The 15,788-nt window shown below is 37.5% G+C and carries 16 protein-coding genes; 6 read left to right on the top strand and 10 right to left on the bottom strand.

Going from position 1 to position 15,788, the window contains the following annotated elements:
* Positions 1-121 precede the first annotated feature (121 nt).
* From M3175_RS09255 to M3175_RS09240, 4 genes are all read right to left on the bottom strand, one after another.
* Complete coding sequence (locus tag M3175_RS09255; RefSeq protein ID WP_251518216.1) at positions 122-298, bottom strand: hypothetical protein; 177 nt, start codon at positions 296-298, stop codon at positions 122-124.
* A gap of 19 nt (positions 299-317) precedes the next feature.
* Positions 318-785 (bottom strand): DUF2062 domain-containing protein, encoded by a 468-nt coding sequence (locus M3175_RS09250; protein WP_251518215.1) that lies wholly within the window; start codon positions 783-785, stop codon positions 318-320.
* A 173-nt stretch (positions 786-958) separates the two neighbouring features.
* Positions 959-1,603 (bottom strand): pentapeptide repeat-containing protein, encoded by a 645-nt coding sequence (locus tag M3175_RS09245; RefSeq protein ID WP_251518214.1) that lies wholly within the window; start codon positions 1,601-1,603, stop codon positions 959-961.
* A gap of 276 nt (positions 1,604-1,879) precedes the next feature.
* Positions 1,880-2,401 (bottom strand): acyl-CoA thioesterase, encoded by a 522-nt coding sequence (locus M3175_RS09240; RefSeq protein ID WP_251518213.1) that lies wholly within the window; start codon positions 2,399-2,401, stop codon positions 1,880-1,882.
* A 165-nt stretch (positions 2,402-2,566) separates the two neighbouring features.
* Between M3175_RS09240 and M3175_RS09235 the strand changes: the two genes are divergently transcribed.
* Complete coding sequence (locus tag M3175_RS09235) at positions 2,567-2,809, top strand: hypothetical protein (RefSeq protein ID WP_251518212.1); 243 nt, start codon at positions 2,567-2,569, stop codon at positions 2,807-2,809.
* A gap of 71 nt (positions 2,810-2,880) precedes the next feature.
* Here M3175_RS09235 and M3175_RS09230 read toward each other — a convergent pair whose 3' ends face one another.
* A complete protein-coding gene (locus M3175_RS09230) occupies positions 2,881-3,321 on the bottom strand; it encodes a GNAT family N-acetyltransferase (RefSeq protein ID WP_251518211.1) in 441 nt (146 codons plus the stop codon).
* Positions 3,322-3,426: 105 nt separating this feature from the next.
* Between M3175_RS09230 and pdxR the strand changes: the two genes are divergently transcribed.
* From pdxR to M3175_RS09215, 3 genes are all read left to right on the top strand, one after another.
* Positions 3,427-4,806: a MocR-like pyridoxine biosynthesis transcription factor PdxR gene (pdxR, locus tag M3175_RS09225; RefSeq protein ID WP_251518210.1), complete on the top strand. Its 1,380-nt coding sequence runs from the start codon at positions 3,427-3,429 to the stop codon at positions 4,804-4,806.
* 64 nt (positions 4,807-4,870) lie between these two features.
* Positions 4,871-6,070, top strand: coding sequence for an iron-containing alcohol dehydrogenase (locus M3175_RS09220; protein WP_251518208.1), 1,200 nt, complete (start codon positions 4,871-4,873; stop codon positions 6,068-6,070).
* Between the two features lie 15 nt (positions 6,071-6,085).
* The gene (locus tag M3175_RS09215) at positions 6,086-7,456 is read left to right on the top strand and encodes an aldehyde dehydrogenase (protein ID WP_251518207.1); all 1,371 of its coding nucleotides are present in this window, start codon (positions 6,086-6,088) and stop codon (positions 7,454-7,456) included.
* Between the two features lie 54 nt (positions 7,457-7,510).
* On the opposite strand, the gene M3175_RS09210 is transcribed toward M3175_RS09215, so the two are convergent.
* The 3 genes from M3175_RS09210 to M3175_RS09200 form a co-directional block, all read right to left on the bottom strand.
* Positions 7,511-7,684, bottom strand: a complete 174-nt coding sequence (locus M3175_RS09210; protein ID WP_251518206.1) for a hypothetical protein — start codon at positions 7,682-7,684, stop codon at positions 7,511-7,513.
* 333 nt (positions 7,685-8,017) lie between these two features.
* Positions 8,018-8,263 (bottom strand): phospholipase A2 family protein, encoded by a 246-nt coding sequence (locus M3175_RS09205; RefSeq protein ID WP_251518205.1) that lies wholly within the window; start codon positions 8,261-8,263, stop codon positions 8,018-8,020.
* A 116-nt stretch (positions 8,264-8,379) separates the two neighbouring features.
* On the bottom strand, positions 8,380-10,350 hold the full coding sequence (locus tag M3175_RS09200; RefSeq protein WP_251518204.1) for a methyl-accepting chemotaxis protein: 1,971 nt from the start codon (positions 10,348-10,350) through the stop codon (positions 8,380-8,382).
* 109 nt (positions 10,351-10,459) lie between these two features.
* Here M3175_RS09200 and M3175_RS09195 point away from each other — a divergent pair, with 109 nt between their 5' ends.
* Together M3175_RS09195 and M3175_RS09190 are read left to right on the top strand one after the other, a co-directional pair.
* On the top strand, positions 10,460-11,665 hold the full coding sequence (locus M3175_RS09195) for an MFS transporter (protein ID WP_251518203.1): 1,206 nt from the start codon (positions 10,460-10,462) through the stop codon (positions 11,663-11,665).
* A 46-nt stretch (positions 11,666-11,711) separates the two neighbouring features.
* Positions 11,712-12,149, top strand: a complete 438-nt coding sequence (locus M3175_RS09190; protein ID WP_251518202.1) for a GNAT family N-acetyltransferase — start codon at positions 11,712-11,714, stop codon at positions 12,147-12,149.
* A gap of 92 nt (positions 12,150-12,241) precedes the next feature.
* On the opposite strand, the gene M3175_RS09185 is transcribed toward M3175_RS09190, so the two are convergent.
* Together M3175_RS09185 and M3175_RS09180 are read right to left on the bottom strand one after the other, a co-directional pair.
* Positions 12,242-13,387, bottom strand: coding sequence for a PstS family phosphate ABC transporter substrate-binding protein (locus tag M3175_RS09185; protein ID WP_251518201.1), 1,146 nt, complete (start codon positions 13,385-13,387; stop codon positions 12,242-12,244).
* A gap of 132 nt (positions 13,388-13,519) precedes the next feature.
* Positions 13,520-15,784 carry a sensor domain-containing protein gene (locus M3175_RS09180; RefSeq protein WP_251518200.1) on the bottom strand — a complete coding sequence of 755 codons (2,265 nt, stop codon included), beginning with the start codon at positions 15,782-15,784 and terminating at the stop codon, positions 13,520-13,522.
* Between the last annotated feature and the right edge of the window lie 4 nt (positions 15,785-15,788).

Genomic DNA, 15,788 nt, shown 5'->3' with positions numbered 1-15,788 from the left:
GTAGATTCTACTATCAGTACTATCGGACTATAATTGACATTGTTTATTACTTTGTTCAAAATTTAGACACAAATCTTATAATTAACATAAAAAAAGGAGGTTAATTTTTCATTAACGCTCCTTAATTAGTTCGTCGATTCTTTTCCTCTTTTATAACCGATAAGATCTGTGTCTCTGATCCGTATTCCATTCGGATGGTTTTTCTTGCGTCCACCGGTGACCTCGCAGTTACGGGCTTGATTTGCTTTTCTCCATTCCTTTCAATTGTGACCAGAAAGCATTTTGCACCACATCTCATATAACCCTCTCCAACTTCTTTAGAAATTAATCTTTTGTAAGATGGTCCCTCGGTACCTTTTAAATAGAATATATACGATTATATATATAGCAATAGTGGAAATAATCATATTGACACATGCCCCAGTGAGGAAGGTGATACCACCTGATTGAAGGCTGCCCAATGTTTCGTTAACAACATGATCGTAATTAACATCTTCTATTTCATCCACTTTGTGTTGTCTTTCTAAGATAAGGCTGCCCACTTTATAGTTACAGAAAAAGAGAATGGGCCAAATAGGTGTTCCAATCACTCCTCCTATCAAAGCAGCTATTACATTTACCCTAAAAGCCTTTGCCATTCCAATGGATAAAAGTGGCCCTAAACCAAACGTTGGGAACCAACTAGGGATAAAACCAAGCGCCAGGCCACATGCCACTTCTTGGGGGCTGACCTTTATACGAAACAATCGGAGCAGATAGTATTTTATTCGACGCCTTAGGCTCATTCTAGACACCCCATACTTCATTTAATGATAGTTAAACTATAATAGTATTTCTCTGAATATCCAAATATTTTTTCCATAAAAAAACCTGTATCGAGCTTGGCTTGATACAGGCACTTAATTAAAATGGAAACTCTTTTATTTACATCAAAGATTATAAACCAAATACGATGAATTTATTCTTTAATCTTCAATCCTAATAACCTTGAAAACCCAATTGCTTGATTTGAAGAAACCTCGCACCCTACCAAACTTTCTGGTGACACATTGATCTGTTCGAACGTACAAGTGCTAATATCAACCCCTTTAAGGAGTGTTTGGGTAAAATCTACATCATTTAGATCACATCGGTTAAAGCCTACTTTTGTAAATTTAGAGTTAAAAAAATTAGCACTTCTCAATGTGGACTGCTCGTAATTCACTTGTTTTAAACGAGTATCAGCAAAGTTACTCAGGTTCAAATCACAGTTTTCAAAAAGAACATTCCCTAAGATTGCGTCAGACAAATCTAACCCCAAAAGTTTGCAATCTTTAAACTCCACTCGATGTAGATTTCCTCCACAAAAACGTACATTCGATAAATTACAATTCTCAAATATCACATCGGTTACATCTATATTGACAAAGGAACTGCTTAAAAACGTAACGTTTCTAAAAATAACTTTTGAGAGAATCAGCCTTTCGATTTCCTCATTCTCGATTTGCGAATTTATCACCAAACAGTTAACTATCTCCGCTTCTTCTTCATAAAAAACATCATGAAAATTAGCATGTGGCAAATCGGTTGAGACTTTTGGACGATCTATTTTTAATTTTGACATACTACACCTCTAAACCTTTCAATTACCATTCATTCCTAAACCATACTAAAAAATCAAATCATATTTAAGTCTTTATTTTTTAATAGAATTGTGTGCAAACTGGACCCTTCTTTCGTACTCTATCCCAATGAAAACGATCTGTCTTCTGCGGGAAAACTAAAATTGTCCAATAAAGCTCAAATCGTCATCGCCATGCTAGAAAAAAATCAATAAATCTTGTAAAGACTCTCCACCTTTTTGGTCGAGAGTCTTTTATACACCTTGGCAAAATTAATTTCAACCCCAAGGAACGTTCACATTGATCTTTTCCGCTAATGTCTTGCTATGCTCTCTTCTTTTCTTTCGATTCTCCGCCCTCATCGGTGCACTTTCATTCATCATGATTTCTTCTTCACTTACAGGTTTTACGTAAGGTACCGTCAATGCTTTTCCTTCTTTTGAAAGGGCCACAAACGTTAGAAATGAGGTTGCAGCTAATTGCCTTTCCCCTGTCATCAGATTCTCTGAGATTACTTTAACAAACACTTCCATGGAGGATTTTCCGACCCATGTGACATATGATTCCAAGCAGACTGAATGATCCTTTTGGATGGGAAATAGGAAATCCACTGAATCGGTTGAAGCCGTCACGATTTCACATCGTGCATGCCTTGAGGCAGAAATGGATGCGACATCATCGATCATGCTCATCAATTTTCCACCAAATAATGTTCCATGATTATTGGTATCCAGCGGAAATACCCTGCTTGTCTTAATCACTCTAGATTGTGAACATGTTTTTGTTATTCTATCTGTCATCGCTCTTCCTCGCTTCTTCTTTTTGATTATTATACTCTAATTTTTGGCACGTACTATCCTCTGTTTTTATTTAAAAACCATTTCATGAAATTTACACAACGTTAAAACTAACTTCATGTTCCTGTTTTATAATTAAATCAAATGAATGATCAAGGAGGAAAAACCATGCATAGGGTGAAGAATTCTGTGATAGGGAATGTGGAAGGAATATTACGAGATTACGAGGATGGGTACAAATGGGAAGCTTTAGTAAATGAATTATCCTACAGCGATCTAAAACATCTCGTCTCATTAGCGAAAGAAGCCGAACAATGCAAAAAAGTACTTTCTGACATTGCAACGATTGTAAGATCATCAACTGAAAAAGAAACCGTAGAAAAAATAATGATTAAGTTATCGCAACCGTAAAAAGAAATCCCATTTAAGCAGTGAAAAACCAAAGCTTTGATTCCAAGCCCTGGTTCACTTTTTCACCTATTCTAGAACCTTTTCACATAACAATCATAATCATTTGATAGTTGCATTCCCATGATTTCGTATAAGGTCTTGGCCTGAACATTATCTGGAGCCGTCTCTAATTGCACAAAATATGCATGTCTTTCTTTACAAAACTGAAAAACTTCCTGTATTAAAGCTCTTCCTATACCCTTCTTTCTATAGGTTGTTTCCACAAATAAATCGTTTAGGATGTATCCTTTTTTCATACCAACAGACGAAAAGGTTGGATAAAGCTGCGCGAATCCAACTGCCACTTCTCCCTCCATCGCTAGAAAAATGACCGACTCTTGATTTCCTATTCTTTCTTGAAGAAATTGTCTTGCGCCTTCGAGATTGCTAGTTTGATCGTAAAACATCCGGTACGCATTGAATAGTGGAGTGATTTTTTCTAGTGAAGCTATATCTGCCTTCATAATATCCATCTTTCTCTTCCCTTCTTTTCACTAAATCTATTTATATCTTACAAGCAATCTGACATAATAAAAGGAACAGTTTTCATTAATTTTACATGTCAGATAGGAGTATAGATGAAAGAGCTAGTTCTACAACTAAACGATAAAAGTCCTAAATATAAACAAATCTATGAACACGTTCGTTCCCTTATCGAAGAAGGACTACTTCTAAAAGATACGAAGCTTCCGTCCATTCGTCAGTTAGCTATAATTTTGCATGTGAGCCGAAACACGACTCTTATTGCTTACGAACAGTTAGTAGCTGAGGGTTATATACGAAGTGAAGAAAAAAAAGGATACTTTGTTGAAGTGTATGAGCCCATGGATTTACAGCAATCACTTCGAATAGAGAATCACCTCCCTTCTAGTGAAACATCGATTAAAGTGAATTTCCGTGCCGGAACAATCGATCAACAAGCTTTTCCCTTAAAAGCTTGGCGAAAATGTAGTAACGATGTATTAAAGGAAGACATGATCTATTGTTACGGAGATAATCAAGGAGATCCCCTTCTTAGATCTCAACTATCTAGCTATTTACTTCAGTCAAGGGGAATCCAAACCACACCGGAACAGATCATCATCGGTAGCAGCACACAGCAGCTTCTGATGCATTTGTCTCTATTTCTACAAAAAGATTTTTCAAGCATTGCAGTAGAAAATCCTGGCTATGACGGAGCTCGGGTAGTTTTTCAACTTCATGACTATCACCTTCATCCCATAGAAGTCGGATCAAAAGGACTATCACTTAAACAGCTTGAAAGGACAGACTCCAAGCTTGTATACATCACTCCGTCCCACCAGTTTCCAACTGGTGTTACCATGCCTGTTCCAGAACGTCAGCAATTATTGAAATGGGCAGAAGCGCAGAATGGTTTTATTATAGAAGATGATTATGATAGCGAATTCCGTTATAAGCAGCAGCCGATTCCAGCCTTAGTTTCCTTACAGCCAGGTGCACGTGTGATATATCTTGGTACTTTTTCAAAAGCATTTATCCCTTCGATTCGTTTAAGCTACATGGTATTGCCATCTATTCTAATCAAACCTTATGTAAAGCAGTTCTCCGGACTCGAACAAGGTACCTCGAGCATTCATCAGCGAACGATGGCACGTTTCATGGAACAAGGTTTTTGGAATTCACATATACGGAAAATGCGAACCACATACAAACGAAAAATGCACACACTTGTCACCTGCTTACAGAATACATTCGGTGAAAAAATTGAAATCATTGGTTCTCAATCAGGATTGTATGTACTAATACGTTTTCGTGGATCAACAAAGGAAGAACAATTGATTCAACAAGCACTATCACACGGAGTGAAAGTGTATCCTACATCCAATTACTTTGTAACAAACGAACAAAGAACCATTCTTAAGCTTGGTTTTAGTAATCTATCAATAGAACAAATTCAATTAGGCGTGCAGTTGCTGAAACAAGCTTGGAGGTTTTAGGCATTTCTCCAAATATTTCCTCATTTAATAATAGTAGACCTTTTATAGAAATGAGGAAATTGCGATGTACAACCTCTATTGTCGAATGTACCAATTCGCCTATAAAACTGCCGCTCCTTTTTTTAATTGGAGAAAGCCTGAGCTTTTAGAAGGAGAAAACAGTCTGTTCAAGCTTCCTCCACTCTTAAAACTAAAAGGAATTGGGAGCGTTTTAATTGTGACTGATAAAGGGATTACATCCATTGGATTGCTCGATCGCTTCCTAGCTGGGTTAGAAGGGAAAGAAATTGACTATGTTATTTATGACGAAACCGTACCAAATCCAACGATAGAAAATATTGAAGAAGCTTTGCAATTATACAAAGACCATCAATGCCATGGAATTATCGGCTTTGGCGGCGGCTCACCAATGGATTGTGCAAAAGGAGTCGCTGCTCGAGTCGCACGACCAGATAAAACGATACCTGAAATGAAGGGACAGCTGAAGGTAAGAAAGCCCACTCCTCCACTCATTGCGGTACCAACAACTGCCGGAACAGGGAGCGAAGCAACGGTAGCTGCGGTCATTTCAAACAGTGCAACACACGAAAAATATGCCATTAATGACCATATGTTAATCCCGGATCTGGCCGTTCTCGATCCGATGCTTACCGTAAAGCTTCCCCCTCAAATAACCTCGACAACCGGAATGGATGCACTCACTCACGCGGTTGAAGCATACATTGGCCGAAGCAATACCGAGGAAACCATTCAATGCAGCAAAGAAGCAGTTCAATTAATCTTTGAAAATCTATATGAGGCGTATTCGAATGGATCAAATATAGTGGCTCGAAAAAACATGCAAAAGGCGTCGTATTTGGCCGGGGTTGCGTTCACTCGTGCGTATGTTGGCTATGTTCACGCCATCGCCCATACATTAGGTGGATTTTATTCGGTTCCCCATGGCCTAGCGAATGCCATTATTCTCCCTTATGTGCTAGAGTATTATGGAGAGAGCGTCCATCAACCGTTAGCTGAATTAGCTGATTTAATCGGTATTACCACAGTTGACGAAACAGACTCTTATAAAGCCCAAAAATTTATTGAAGAAATTAAAAAGCTAAACTGGGACATGAATATCCCTAATACCTTCGATTGTCTACGGAATCAGGATCTTCCGATCATGGTGGATCGTGCGTTTCGTGAAGCAAACCCGCTATATCCGGTTCCAAAAATATTAGACAAACACGATTTATTTAGATTATATGAAATGATTAAGGAATAAATAGGAGTTGCACATATGGAGAACTACCAATCAATCATATTAAAACAAAAAGCTTTTTTTCGTTCAGGAACAACAAAGGAATTGAACTATCGAATTCAGTCATTAGAAGCACTTCGGGAAGCCATTCGGAAAAATGAGCAGTCCCTTTTTCATACCTTAAAAGAGGATTTAAATAAATCCGAATTTGAAGCGTATGCCACTGAAATTGGGGTCGTTCTTGAGGAATTTCGTTTTACTCTTAAGCATCTAAGCGACTGGGTCAAACCAGAAAAAGTAAAAACACCTGTTAGTCATATTGGTTCGACCAGCTATATATACTCAGAGCCTTACGGTGTGTCCCTTATTATTGCACCATGGAATTATCCATTTCAACTGGCTATAGCACCACTTATAGGAGCCATGGCAGCGGGGAACTGTGCGATATTAAAACCGTCAGAGTTAACACCCAAAACCTCTGCATTGTTAAAAAGGATGATTACTGAACTTTTTCCAGAAGAATATATTGCCGTAGTGGAAGGCGGAGTCGAAGCAAGTCAAGCACTTCTTGCAGAGAATGTGGACTACATTTTCTTTACCGGTAGCGTTCCTGTTGGAAAAGTCATTATGGAGGCAGCAGCCAAAAATCTGACTCCCGTTACACTCGAATTAGGCGGAAAAAGTCCTTGTATCGTTCATCACGATGCGAATATGAAGCTCGCTGCCAAACGAATTGCCTGGGGGAAATTTATTAATGCCGGTCAAACCTGTGTGGCACCTGATTACTTGTATGTTCATGAAAGTATAAGAGATGAGTTTTTACAGGAATTTCAGTTGGCAACTCAAGAGCTGTATGGTGAAAAAGCACTCGAAAATCCTGATTACACACGTATCGTGAGCAAACGACATTTTGACCGATTGCTAACCTTTTTAAATAATGGACACATGTTCATGGGTGGTGTTTCTAATGAGGAAATGCTAACGATTGAACCAACTGTTTTGACAGGAATCTCATGGGATGAACCCATTATGCAGGATGAAATATTCGGTCCGATTCTCCCCGTACTTCCGTATCGTGAACTTTCAGAGGTTATTGATGGTATACATAAACACCCGAATCCTTTAGCACTGTATCTTTTCTCAGAGAATGAACGCGTTCAACAAGAGGTTTTACAACATATTTCTTTCGGTGGTGGCTGTATCAATGATACCGTTTATCATCTTGCCTCTCCCTACCTTCCTTTTGGTGGAGTAGGCTCAAGCGGAATAGGTGCATACCATGGAAAAGGAAGCTTTGACACATTTTCTCATCGTAAAAGCGTACTAAAGCAAACAACAAAATTTGATTTACCCTTCCGCTATCCGGATGTGAAGGATGGTTTGAAAAAATTAAAGTGGTTTCTGAAATAAAGTGAAAAAGCCTTTACGCTTTTTGTTGCGTAAAGGCTTCACGAAATCGCATGATCAACCCGTTTGGCCGTACCCTTCTTGTTGTCCACTAGAAAAAAGTAGCTCATGAATAGAAACCAATCGGATATCAAACTTATAATTTCTATTGCGTATCTCTACCATTCCGTTCTTGTAATCGTGCATAATTATGTAATCTTGATTTCTATGTACGACCATTGTTCCTTCCAAAGAACATCCCCTCCTAGTCGATAAAATGTGATTTCTCAGATATATACCCTTTATACTATTTGTTAAACATTTTTTTAATATAAATTCTACTATTTCATAAAAATTATTGATTCATCTTATACGTATTGGCGGTTTCGATTCAAACTAGTTTACATAAAAATATTATAGTTTATTAATTTGTATTGTACCTAAGATACATGGAAACGTACCGGCTATTTCCCTAGTGTTCACATTTTATTCAATAAGCTTTTAACAAAAAAATAAATCCACTTCAACAAGAAGCATAATCTATGAATCCCTTACTCATTCGTAAGGGATTTTCTATTTCCATAGTTACCTCAAAAGCATTCGTTTCAGCTTCATAAAACCGTTCATAACAGCGGCATCTCTTCCCATTTTGTTCCGTTGATTCCTAATAGGTCTCATGTGCTGCATAAATATTTCGTCACACACTCGAGGTGATCCATGGCGACGAAGACAATTATCATGCTTCATACAAAGTGCGTCTAATTGATTGACGGGACGTCCTGGTCCACTACAACCTGGACCACAATAACGATAACCTGGATAACAAGGCACGTTATCCCCTCCTTATTTTCATGTTACTAACAGTTTATGCCACTCCCCGTTCTTTTGTATGGAGGGATGTCCAACAAAAATAGGAGCCCAAAAATTTTTTAGGACCCCTTCTACTATTATAACTTAAACTTCCTTACGAGTTCCTGAAGGTTTTCAGCCATTTCTGATAGTGATTTGGCTGATAAACTTACTTCTTCAAGTGATGCGAGTTGTTCCTCAGTGGATGCGGCCACATTTTCTGAAGACGACGCGTTTTCCTTTGCGATTTCAGATAATTCATAAGATGTGTCTGTTACATTTTTGATTTCTGCAGTAATTTGTTCTGCTATTTGTGATACTTCTTCAATTTGAGGTGCCATGACTCTGACCCCATTTAAAATCTCGTCAAACTTCTCAATCGTTTGATTGGATACAAGTATTCCATCTTGCACACTTTTTGTTGCGAGTTGCATCGTTTCTACCGATTTCTCAGTATCTACTTGAATTGCTCGAATGAGTTCTGCTATTTGACTTGCTGAGCTTTGAGATTGATCAGCGAGTTTACGAACTTCATCTGCCACAACAGCAAAGCCCTTCCCTTGCTCACCAGCTCTTGCTGCTTCAATCGCTGCATTTAACGCTAACAAGTTCGTTTGATTAGAAATATCACTTATCACACCGATAATCTCATTTACTTGCTTTGAACGGTCATAAAGTGATTTAATTATCGCATCAGAACTTTCTACTTGCCTATGAATCTCGTTCATTTGTGCCACTGTATGTTGAACCGATTCTCCGCCCTCTTCAGCATGTTTCACCGCTTGTTGTGTGAGTGAATTTACCTGAATAAAATTGGTTGTCATGGTTTCCATACCTTGACTAATTTCATTCATCGTACTTACCGTTTTATCGATTCCGATTGTTTGACTTTCCGCACCATTTGCTACTTGTTGGATAGAGTTTGCAACCTGTTTGGTAGCAATCGTTGTTTCATCAGATGATGCCGTTAATTCTTCTGCAGCTGCCGCTACTTGCTCTGTGTTCATATCCACTTGAGTAATGATATCTTTAAGATTGTTAGTCATATTTCTAAACGAAACAGCCAACTCAGCAATTTCATCCTTACCTTCAACTCCAATTTCGTGAGTTAGGTCCCCTTCACTTATCGCTAAAGTGCTGCCAATTAAACGACGAATTGGTTGTACAATGGAACGGACGATGAAATAAGTTACGACAGTTCCGACTATTAGAGCAATCACAACGGTGATTAATGTCTTATTAAAAATGGGAGAAGCACTCTCTTTAATTTCATTTGTATACATCGTACCACCAATTTTCCAGCCTGTTAGTTCATTCGTTGTAAAACTCATCTTTTTATCTTTGGAGTCTAATACATAGTCAAATTCACCCTTGTTGTCCTTGTACATAAGCTGATAATGATCTTCTTCAGCTATGGTTCCTGCTTCTACCGTTGGGTGATAAATCATATTCTTTTCTCTTCCAAGAATAATTACATAACCTTCATTTCCAATTTTAATTTTGCTTGCCGACTGTGTAATATTGTCTATCATTAAGTTAATACCGATAACACCACTGCCGTCATCTGTTGTTCTTGCAACAGTAATAACCATTCCACCTGAAGAAGCTTCATACGGATCTGTAATGATTACTTGTCCTTTATTCGCCATCGCTTCTTGATACCACGGACGTTGACGAGGGTCATAATCAGCAGCTAGTTCTTTTCTTGGATTTTGAATCATCAAACCGTCTGTTGTTCCTAAAAAGATACTAACAGTTTCAGGATGAAGGTTTGTATATTGTTCTAATTTCACACGTAATTGTGGGCTATCCTCGCCATTAACCAAGTCAGATGTGACCATTTTTGCAAAGGTTTCAGCATCATGTACTTTTAGACTGATGGAACTTGTAATGAAAGAGTCTAGTAACAATATACTTTCTTTGGAAGTGGACATCATTTGTTTTTCGATTTCCTGCTCTGCACTTGAATACGCAAGTGTACCGATAATGGTTGATGGTAACAAAAGAATACCTAGGGAAAACAATATTAGTTTCGTTCTAATTTTTAGTGATACAAATTTTTTCAGCAAGTTAAACCCTCCAAGATGATCTATTTTAACAATGTCACTATGTATATCGGTTTAACCACTACAATGATTAGTTTTATTTTTATCTAAATTGTGAACAGGAGGGTCAAAAATGACACAGTCAAACAAACAATCATATAACTATCCCCAAATGACAACCATCTTGTTCTGGTGTGGGTTAGTCGTATTAAGTAGCATGTACGTGACCATCCCTTTAGCCACCGTGCTGTCTGATAGTTTTCATAAAAGTATGACTCAGGTGGCTTCGCTTGCAAGTTCCTATTCCATTTGTTATGCGGTTGGATGTTTACTTTACGGTCCATTTTCCGATCGTTATGGACGAAAAGTATTTTTAGTTGGGAGTCTTAGCCTTTTAACAGTGCTCACTTTTGCGATAGGTTTTGTAGACAATTTTTACATTCTACTTATCCTGAGAGGGTTACAAGGACTTATTTCTGCTGCCTTTGCTCCTATCTCCTTGGTGTATGCAGGGGAAATGTTTCCACCAGAAAAAAGGTTAACAGCTGTTGGATTTGTCAGTTCAGGACTTTTGATGGCTGGAGTTGTAGGCCAAGTATATAGTGGACTAGTCAATGAACTTTGGGGCTGGCAGGCTATATTTTTCCAGCTAGGCATTCTTTATTTCCTAACACTTGTACTAATTATTGTCTTCTTACCAAAAGATGAAATGACGAGACCTCATGTACATATGCTGGATGCTTTCAAAAAAATGACCTTATTAGGAAAACAACCACAGCTACTACTGGCCTTTTGTATTACATTCTCCCTACTATTTTCATTAGTTGGTATGTATACAATTCTAGGAAGCTATCTATCAAATCAGTTTGGTCTAACAGAAAAAGAGATCTTATTTGTTCGTGCAGTTGGTATTATAGGAATGCTCTTATCCCTGTTTGCCGGAAGACTGGCACAAAGACTAGGGACAACAATGATCCTGAAAATAGGATTGGCTCTTGCTGCTGCTGGATTGTTTGGAATAGGAGCAAGCCCGTCTCTCCCGTTAATTATTTTTTTCAGTATTATTTTTGTATTGGGAATTGCGACAGCCAATCCAATCGTTATCTCTGTTGTTAGCCAACTAGCTGGCCATGCAAGAGGCAGTGCCGTTTCGTTCAATGCCTTTATTTTATTTGTTGGAGCAAGTACTGGACCTATTTTGGCATTGACCTTAAATGAAACAGGAATTTACCAATTGTCCTTTAGTGTATTGGGATGTATATTGATGGTTGCTGTTTTCCTTTCCTTCTTTATAAAAATGACCTCTTCAGCACAGGTTAAAGTCAAGCCAAGCAATTAAAAATTTGTTATATTATATTCAATCAATCATGAAAAGGAATGAGTACATGTTTTCAAAAAGAATCACCCATCAAGAAGACTTACAAAAAGCTTTTTCCATTAGAGAAAAGGTTTTTGTTGAGGAACAAGGTGTGCCACTAGAGGAAGAGTTTGATCAGTTTGATACTTTAGACGCAGATTGTGAACATATTTTAGTTTATTATCAGGATGAAGCGGTCGGTACTGGACGAGTAAGATATGTTGACCATTTTGGCAAATTAGAAAGAATTTGTATATTAAAAGATTATCGGAAATATGGCCTAGGGAAATTAATTATATCAGCACTAGAAGAGATCGCACTTGAAAAAGGCATGACACACGCAAAATTACACGGACAAACACAGGCTGAAGGCTTTTATCAAAAACTGGGCTATTACACCGCCTCCGATGTTTTTATGGACGCAGACATCCCCCATGTTTTAATGATAAAAATCTTTATGAAATAATTATTTTCAACAATAAAAAGCGTATTGCGTGTTCTAAGCAATACGCTTTTTAACCTATACATGTTTTGTGTAAAATTACTACAGGAACGAAACTACTTCAGCGGTACATACCCCGATCTCTCGACAATTTCCTGACCCTGCCCTGATTGAATCCATTGAATAAACCCTTCAAGATGAGGGTTTTGACTGTTTCCCGTAATAGCATAGAAATTGGCGACAATTGGATATGTTTCATTCTGAATATTATCTTTTGTCGGCACCACTCCATTAACGGCAATGTTCTTTATTTTCCCATTCTGAACCATCTCCTCGGCAAAATGTCTGAATGAGTAACCGATAGCGTTCGGACGGTTTTGATAATTACTTGATTCACGAATGATGCCTCCCATCCCTGTGACGATATCCTTTGAGGGAGGGTCCATAATAGGTGTATCCCCCATAAAATTGATTAACGCTGATTGACTGCCACTTCCTTCTGGTCGTTGGTAGGCACGAATTTCTTCGTCTTCTCCTCCTACTACCTTCCAATTTGTAATTTCTCCTGCATAAATTTCTTGAATTTCCTTAATAGATAGCTCTTCCACTGGATTGTCTTTGTGAACGAAAAACACAAATGCTTCTCTTCCAATCGGTGTTAAAGTTAGTTCCACCCCTTGAAGTCTAGCGAACTCCATTTGTTCTTCAGATGGATGTGCCATAAAAACCATATCAACCTCACCTTTAACTAAACGCTCGAACGCAAAACTCGTTTGCGTTGACACGACTTCACTTTCATCCAATGAATAATTTTTATCCGGGTAAACGGCTTGAACAAATCCCGCATAAACAGGATAGAGGGCCGTCGCCCCATCCAGCGTTGGAAGATTTTCTTCAATTTTAAATGTAGATGCCTCATTTAACGTAACAACCTTCGAGTTTTCAACAAACGGGCGATATTGAGATAAATCCACATCTTGCGTACTTACCACTTCTAGACTTTTTACATAATACTGATATCCCTCAAAACCACCCACCGTACATAGAGCAAGACTGATAAATGCCAAAGTAATACGTTTTACTACCTTTTTCTTCAATTGATTATAAACACCCAGTATCGAGATAACAATCAAACCTAGTACCACAATGGGTGTAAAAATCGAATAAAATTCTGCAGATCTTGAGATTGCTAAAATAATAGTTCCATAAAAACCAATAAATCCAAAAACGATAACAACAACAATCGCCCCAAATAACTTCATATTTTCCTCCCAATAAACAAATAGTGTATTTTTACACTAATTATAACTTTATTTACAATTCAAAGGAAGAGGATTTGGAAAATTTTATAGGAAAATCAAAAGACCTTCCAACTAATTACTGTTGGAAGGTCTTTACTCCACTATTTGCTTTCTTAAAAGAACTTCTATCTCCTTAGCGGGAAGGGGCTTACTAAAGTAATACCCTTGGGCAAAATAACAGCTATTTTCTTTTAAAAAAGTCATTTGTTGTTCATTTTCTACTCCTTCAGCAATGACTTGAAATCGTAACCGGTTGCCAAGTTCGATAATCGTTTTTACGATCACCTCTCCGTCTTCATGCTGATTGATTTCATCAATAAATGATTTATCAATTTTTAATTTATCAATTGGGAAGTGTCTTAAGTAATTTAAAGAAGAATACCCCGTCCCAAAGTCATCTATGGCAAATTTCACCCCTAGATCTTTAATCTTTTTCATAATGCTTAAGGCTTGTTCAACATTGCTAGTTACACTTTCGGTAATTTCTAGTTCGAGATATCTCGGCTCGAGGTCATACTCTTCTAATATTTGATTAACGGAAGCAACAAAGTTTTTCTCTCGAAATTGTAAGGGAGATACATTTACCGCTACACCCTCAATCGTTAAACCCAAGTCAATCCATTGCTTACACTGAGTACAAGCCGTTTTTAATACCCATTTTCCAATCGTGAAAATAAGGCCTGTCTCTTCAGCAAGTGGGATAAATTCTGCTGGGGAGATAAAACCAAATTCAGGGTGCTTCCATCGGATTAATGCTTCTAATCCAATGATTCGATTAGATACAAGGTCTACCTGTGGTTGATAATAAAGGCTCAATTCATTATTGGTAATGGCATTTCGCAGACCAGTTTCTAATTCCATTCTCCTTCGATGACTAAGATTCAGTGAAGAAGTGTAATATTGAAAATTATTTTTTCCATTTTCCTTTGCATTGTACATAGCAATATCCGAATTTTGGATAAGTGACTCGACATTTTCTCCATCTTTTGGATAGATACTTATACCGATACTTGTTGAAATGAACATTTGTCGGTCTTTGATTACAAAAGGAGAGGCTAACAAATAAATGATTTTTTCTGCTGTTTCAGACACTTTTGATCGTTTATCCGTTTCAAGGACAATAATAAATTCATCCCCCCCATAACGAAAGATTTTCCCTTCTTCACCTACAGAGTTCGTTAGTCTTGTAGAAACTTTCTGCAATAAAAGATCTCCAAAACTATGTCCATACGTATCATTGATCATCTTAAACCGGTCTAAATCCAGAAACATGACAGCAAAAGTATGTCCGCTCTTTTCGTTTCTTGTTACCACTTCGTTTAAATGCTCATATAGTAGATTGCGGTTGGCCATGCCGGTTAATGAATCATAGTATGCTAATAATTGAACTTGTTCCTCTGCCTTTTTTCGTTTTGAAATATCTCTTATAATGACCTGAACTGCTTCTTCCCCTTCATATGTAGTTAAAAACGCCATAATATCCGTAAAAATCACTGTACCATCTAGCTTAAGAATACGATATTCACTAATTTCTGAAATTCCCTTTTTCACTTGCTTCATTTTTTCAATAGCCTGGTTTAAGTCCTCTGGATAAATAAAATCTAGCACATCTCTCCCAATGACCTGTTCAGATTGATGAGCTCCAATTAACTTTAAGCCTGCTTGGTTCACGTAAATGATTTCTCTATTTTTATGAATAAGTGTCGTTTCTGGAGAAAATTCAACTAGTTTTCGGTACCTTTCTTCACTTTCCAATAGTTTTCTTTCTGCTCTATCACGTTCGGTAATATCTTGAACAAGAATGATATAACGTCCTGCATCCTCTTCATCAGCGATGGACACACCTTTTCCTTCAAGAAGAATGGTTCTCCCACTTTTGTTCTTTATTTTATATTTTATTGGGATATTATGATTTCCTTGGATATAGTTGTACCTTAATTTTGTTATCTCTTCTTGGCAAAAAATTTCTTTCACCGTTTTTCCTATGTAATCCTGTGGGTGATAGCCAACAATAGATTGAAGGGACGGAGAGATGTACTCCAATTTGCCCTTCTGATCAATTACCACTATTAAATCAGAAGCATTTTCTACGATGAGCCTGTAATAACGCTCATCTTTAATAATATCTTTGATCATTTTTTTTAATAAATTATAAAAAACAATACCGCTTAATATGATAAAAGCTAAACCCTTTGACGTATTCATCCATTCAGGGATATAATTTAGGTTTCTTTTAAAAATATAGTCAGATAATAAAACCCATAAGCTGCTTATGGTGATATAAATAATGACAAAGTTTAATGCTGCTTTCTTTGCTACTCCCCAATCCTTCCACATGCAGACACCATTTCCCTTCACAAAT

This window comes from Robertmurraya korlensis, assembly GCF_023715225.1.
In the GTDB taxonomy this organism is placed as follows: domain Bacteria; phylum Bacillota; class Bacilli; order Bacillales; family Cytobacillaceae; genus Robertmurraya_A.
The sequence above is the reverse complement of the archived record's forward strand: the minus strand, read 5'-3'. Positions and strand labels throughout refer to the sequence as shown.

Coding starts and splice junctions, on each gene's coding strand:
- M3175_RS09255 (WP_251518216.1), bottom strand. CDS start 298: ATGAGATGTGGTGCAAAATGCTTTCTGGTCACAATTGAAAGGAATGGA.
- M3175_RS09250 (WP_251518215.1), bottom strand. CDS start 785: ATGAGCCTAAGGCGTCGAATAAAATACTATCTGCTCCGATTGTTTCGT.
- M3175_RS09245 (WP_251518214.1), bottom strand. CDS start 1,603: ATGTCAAAATTAAAAATAGATCGTCCAAAAGTCTCAACCGATTTGCCA.
- M3175_RS09240 (WP_251518213.1), bottom strand. CDS start 2,401: ATGACAGATAGAATAACAAAAACATGTTCACAATCTAGAGTGATTAAG.
- M3175_RS09235 (WP_251518212.1), top strand. CDS start 2,567: ATGCATAGGGTGAAGAATTCTGTGATAGGGAATGTGGAAGGAATATTA.
- M3175_RS09230 (WP_251518211.1), bottom strand. CDS start 3,321: ATGGATATTATGAAGGCAGATATAGCTTCACTAGAAAAAATCACTCCA.
- pdxR (WP_251518210.1), top strand. CDS start 3,427: ATGAAAGAGCTAGTTCTACAACTAAACGATAAAAGTCCTAAATATAAA.
- M3175_RS09220 (WP_251518208.1), top strand. CDS start 4,871: ATGTACAACCTCTATTGTCGAATGTACCAATTCGCCTATAAAACTGCC.
- M3175_RS09215 (WP_251518207.1), top strand. CDS start 6,086: ATGGAGAACTACCAATCAATCATATTAAAACAAAAAGCTTTTTTTCGT.
- M3175_RS09195 (WP_251518203.1), top strand. CDS start 10,460: ATGACACAGTCAAACAAACAATCATATAACTATCCCCAAATGACAACC.
- M3175_RS09190 (WP_251518202.1), top strand. CDS start 11,712: ATGTTTTCAAAAAGAATCACCCATCAAGAAGACTTACAAAAAGCTTTT.
- M3175_RS09185 (WP_251518201.1), bottom strand. CDS start 13,387: ATGAAGTTATTTGGGGCGATTGTTGTTGTTATCGTTTTTGGATTTATT.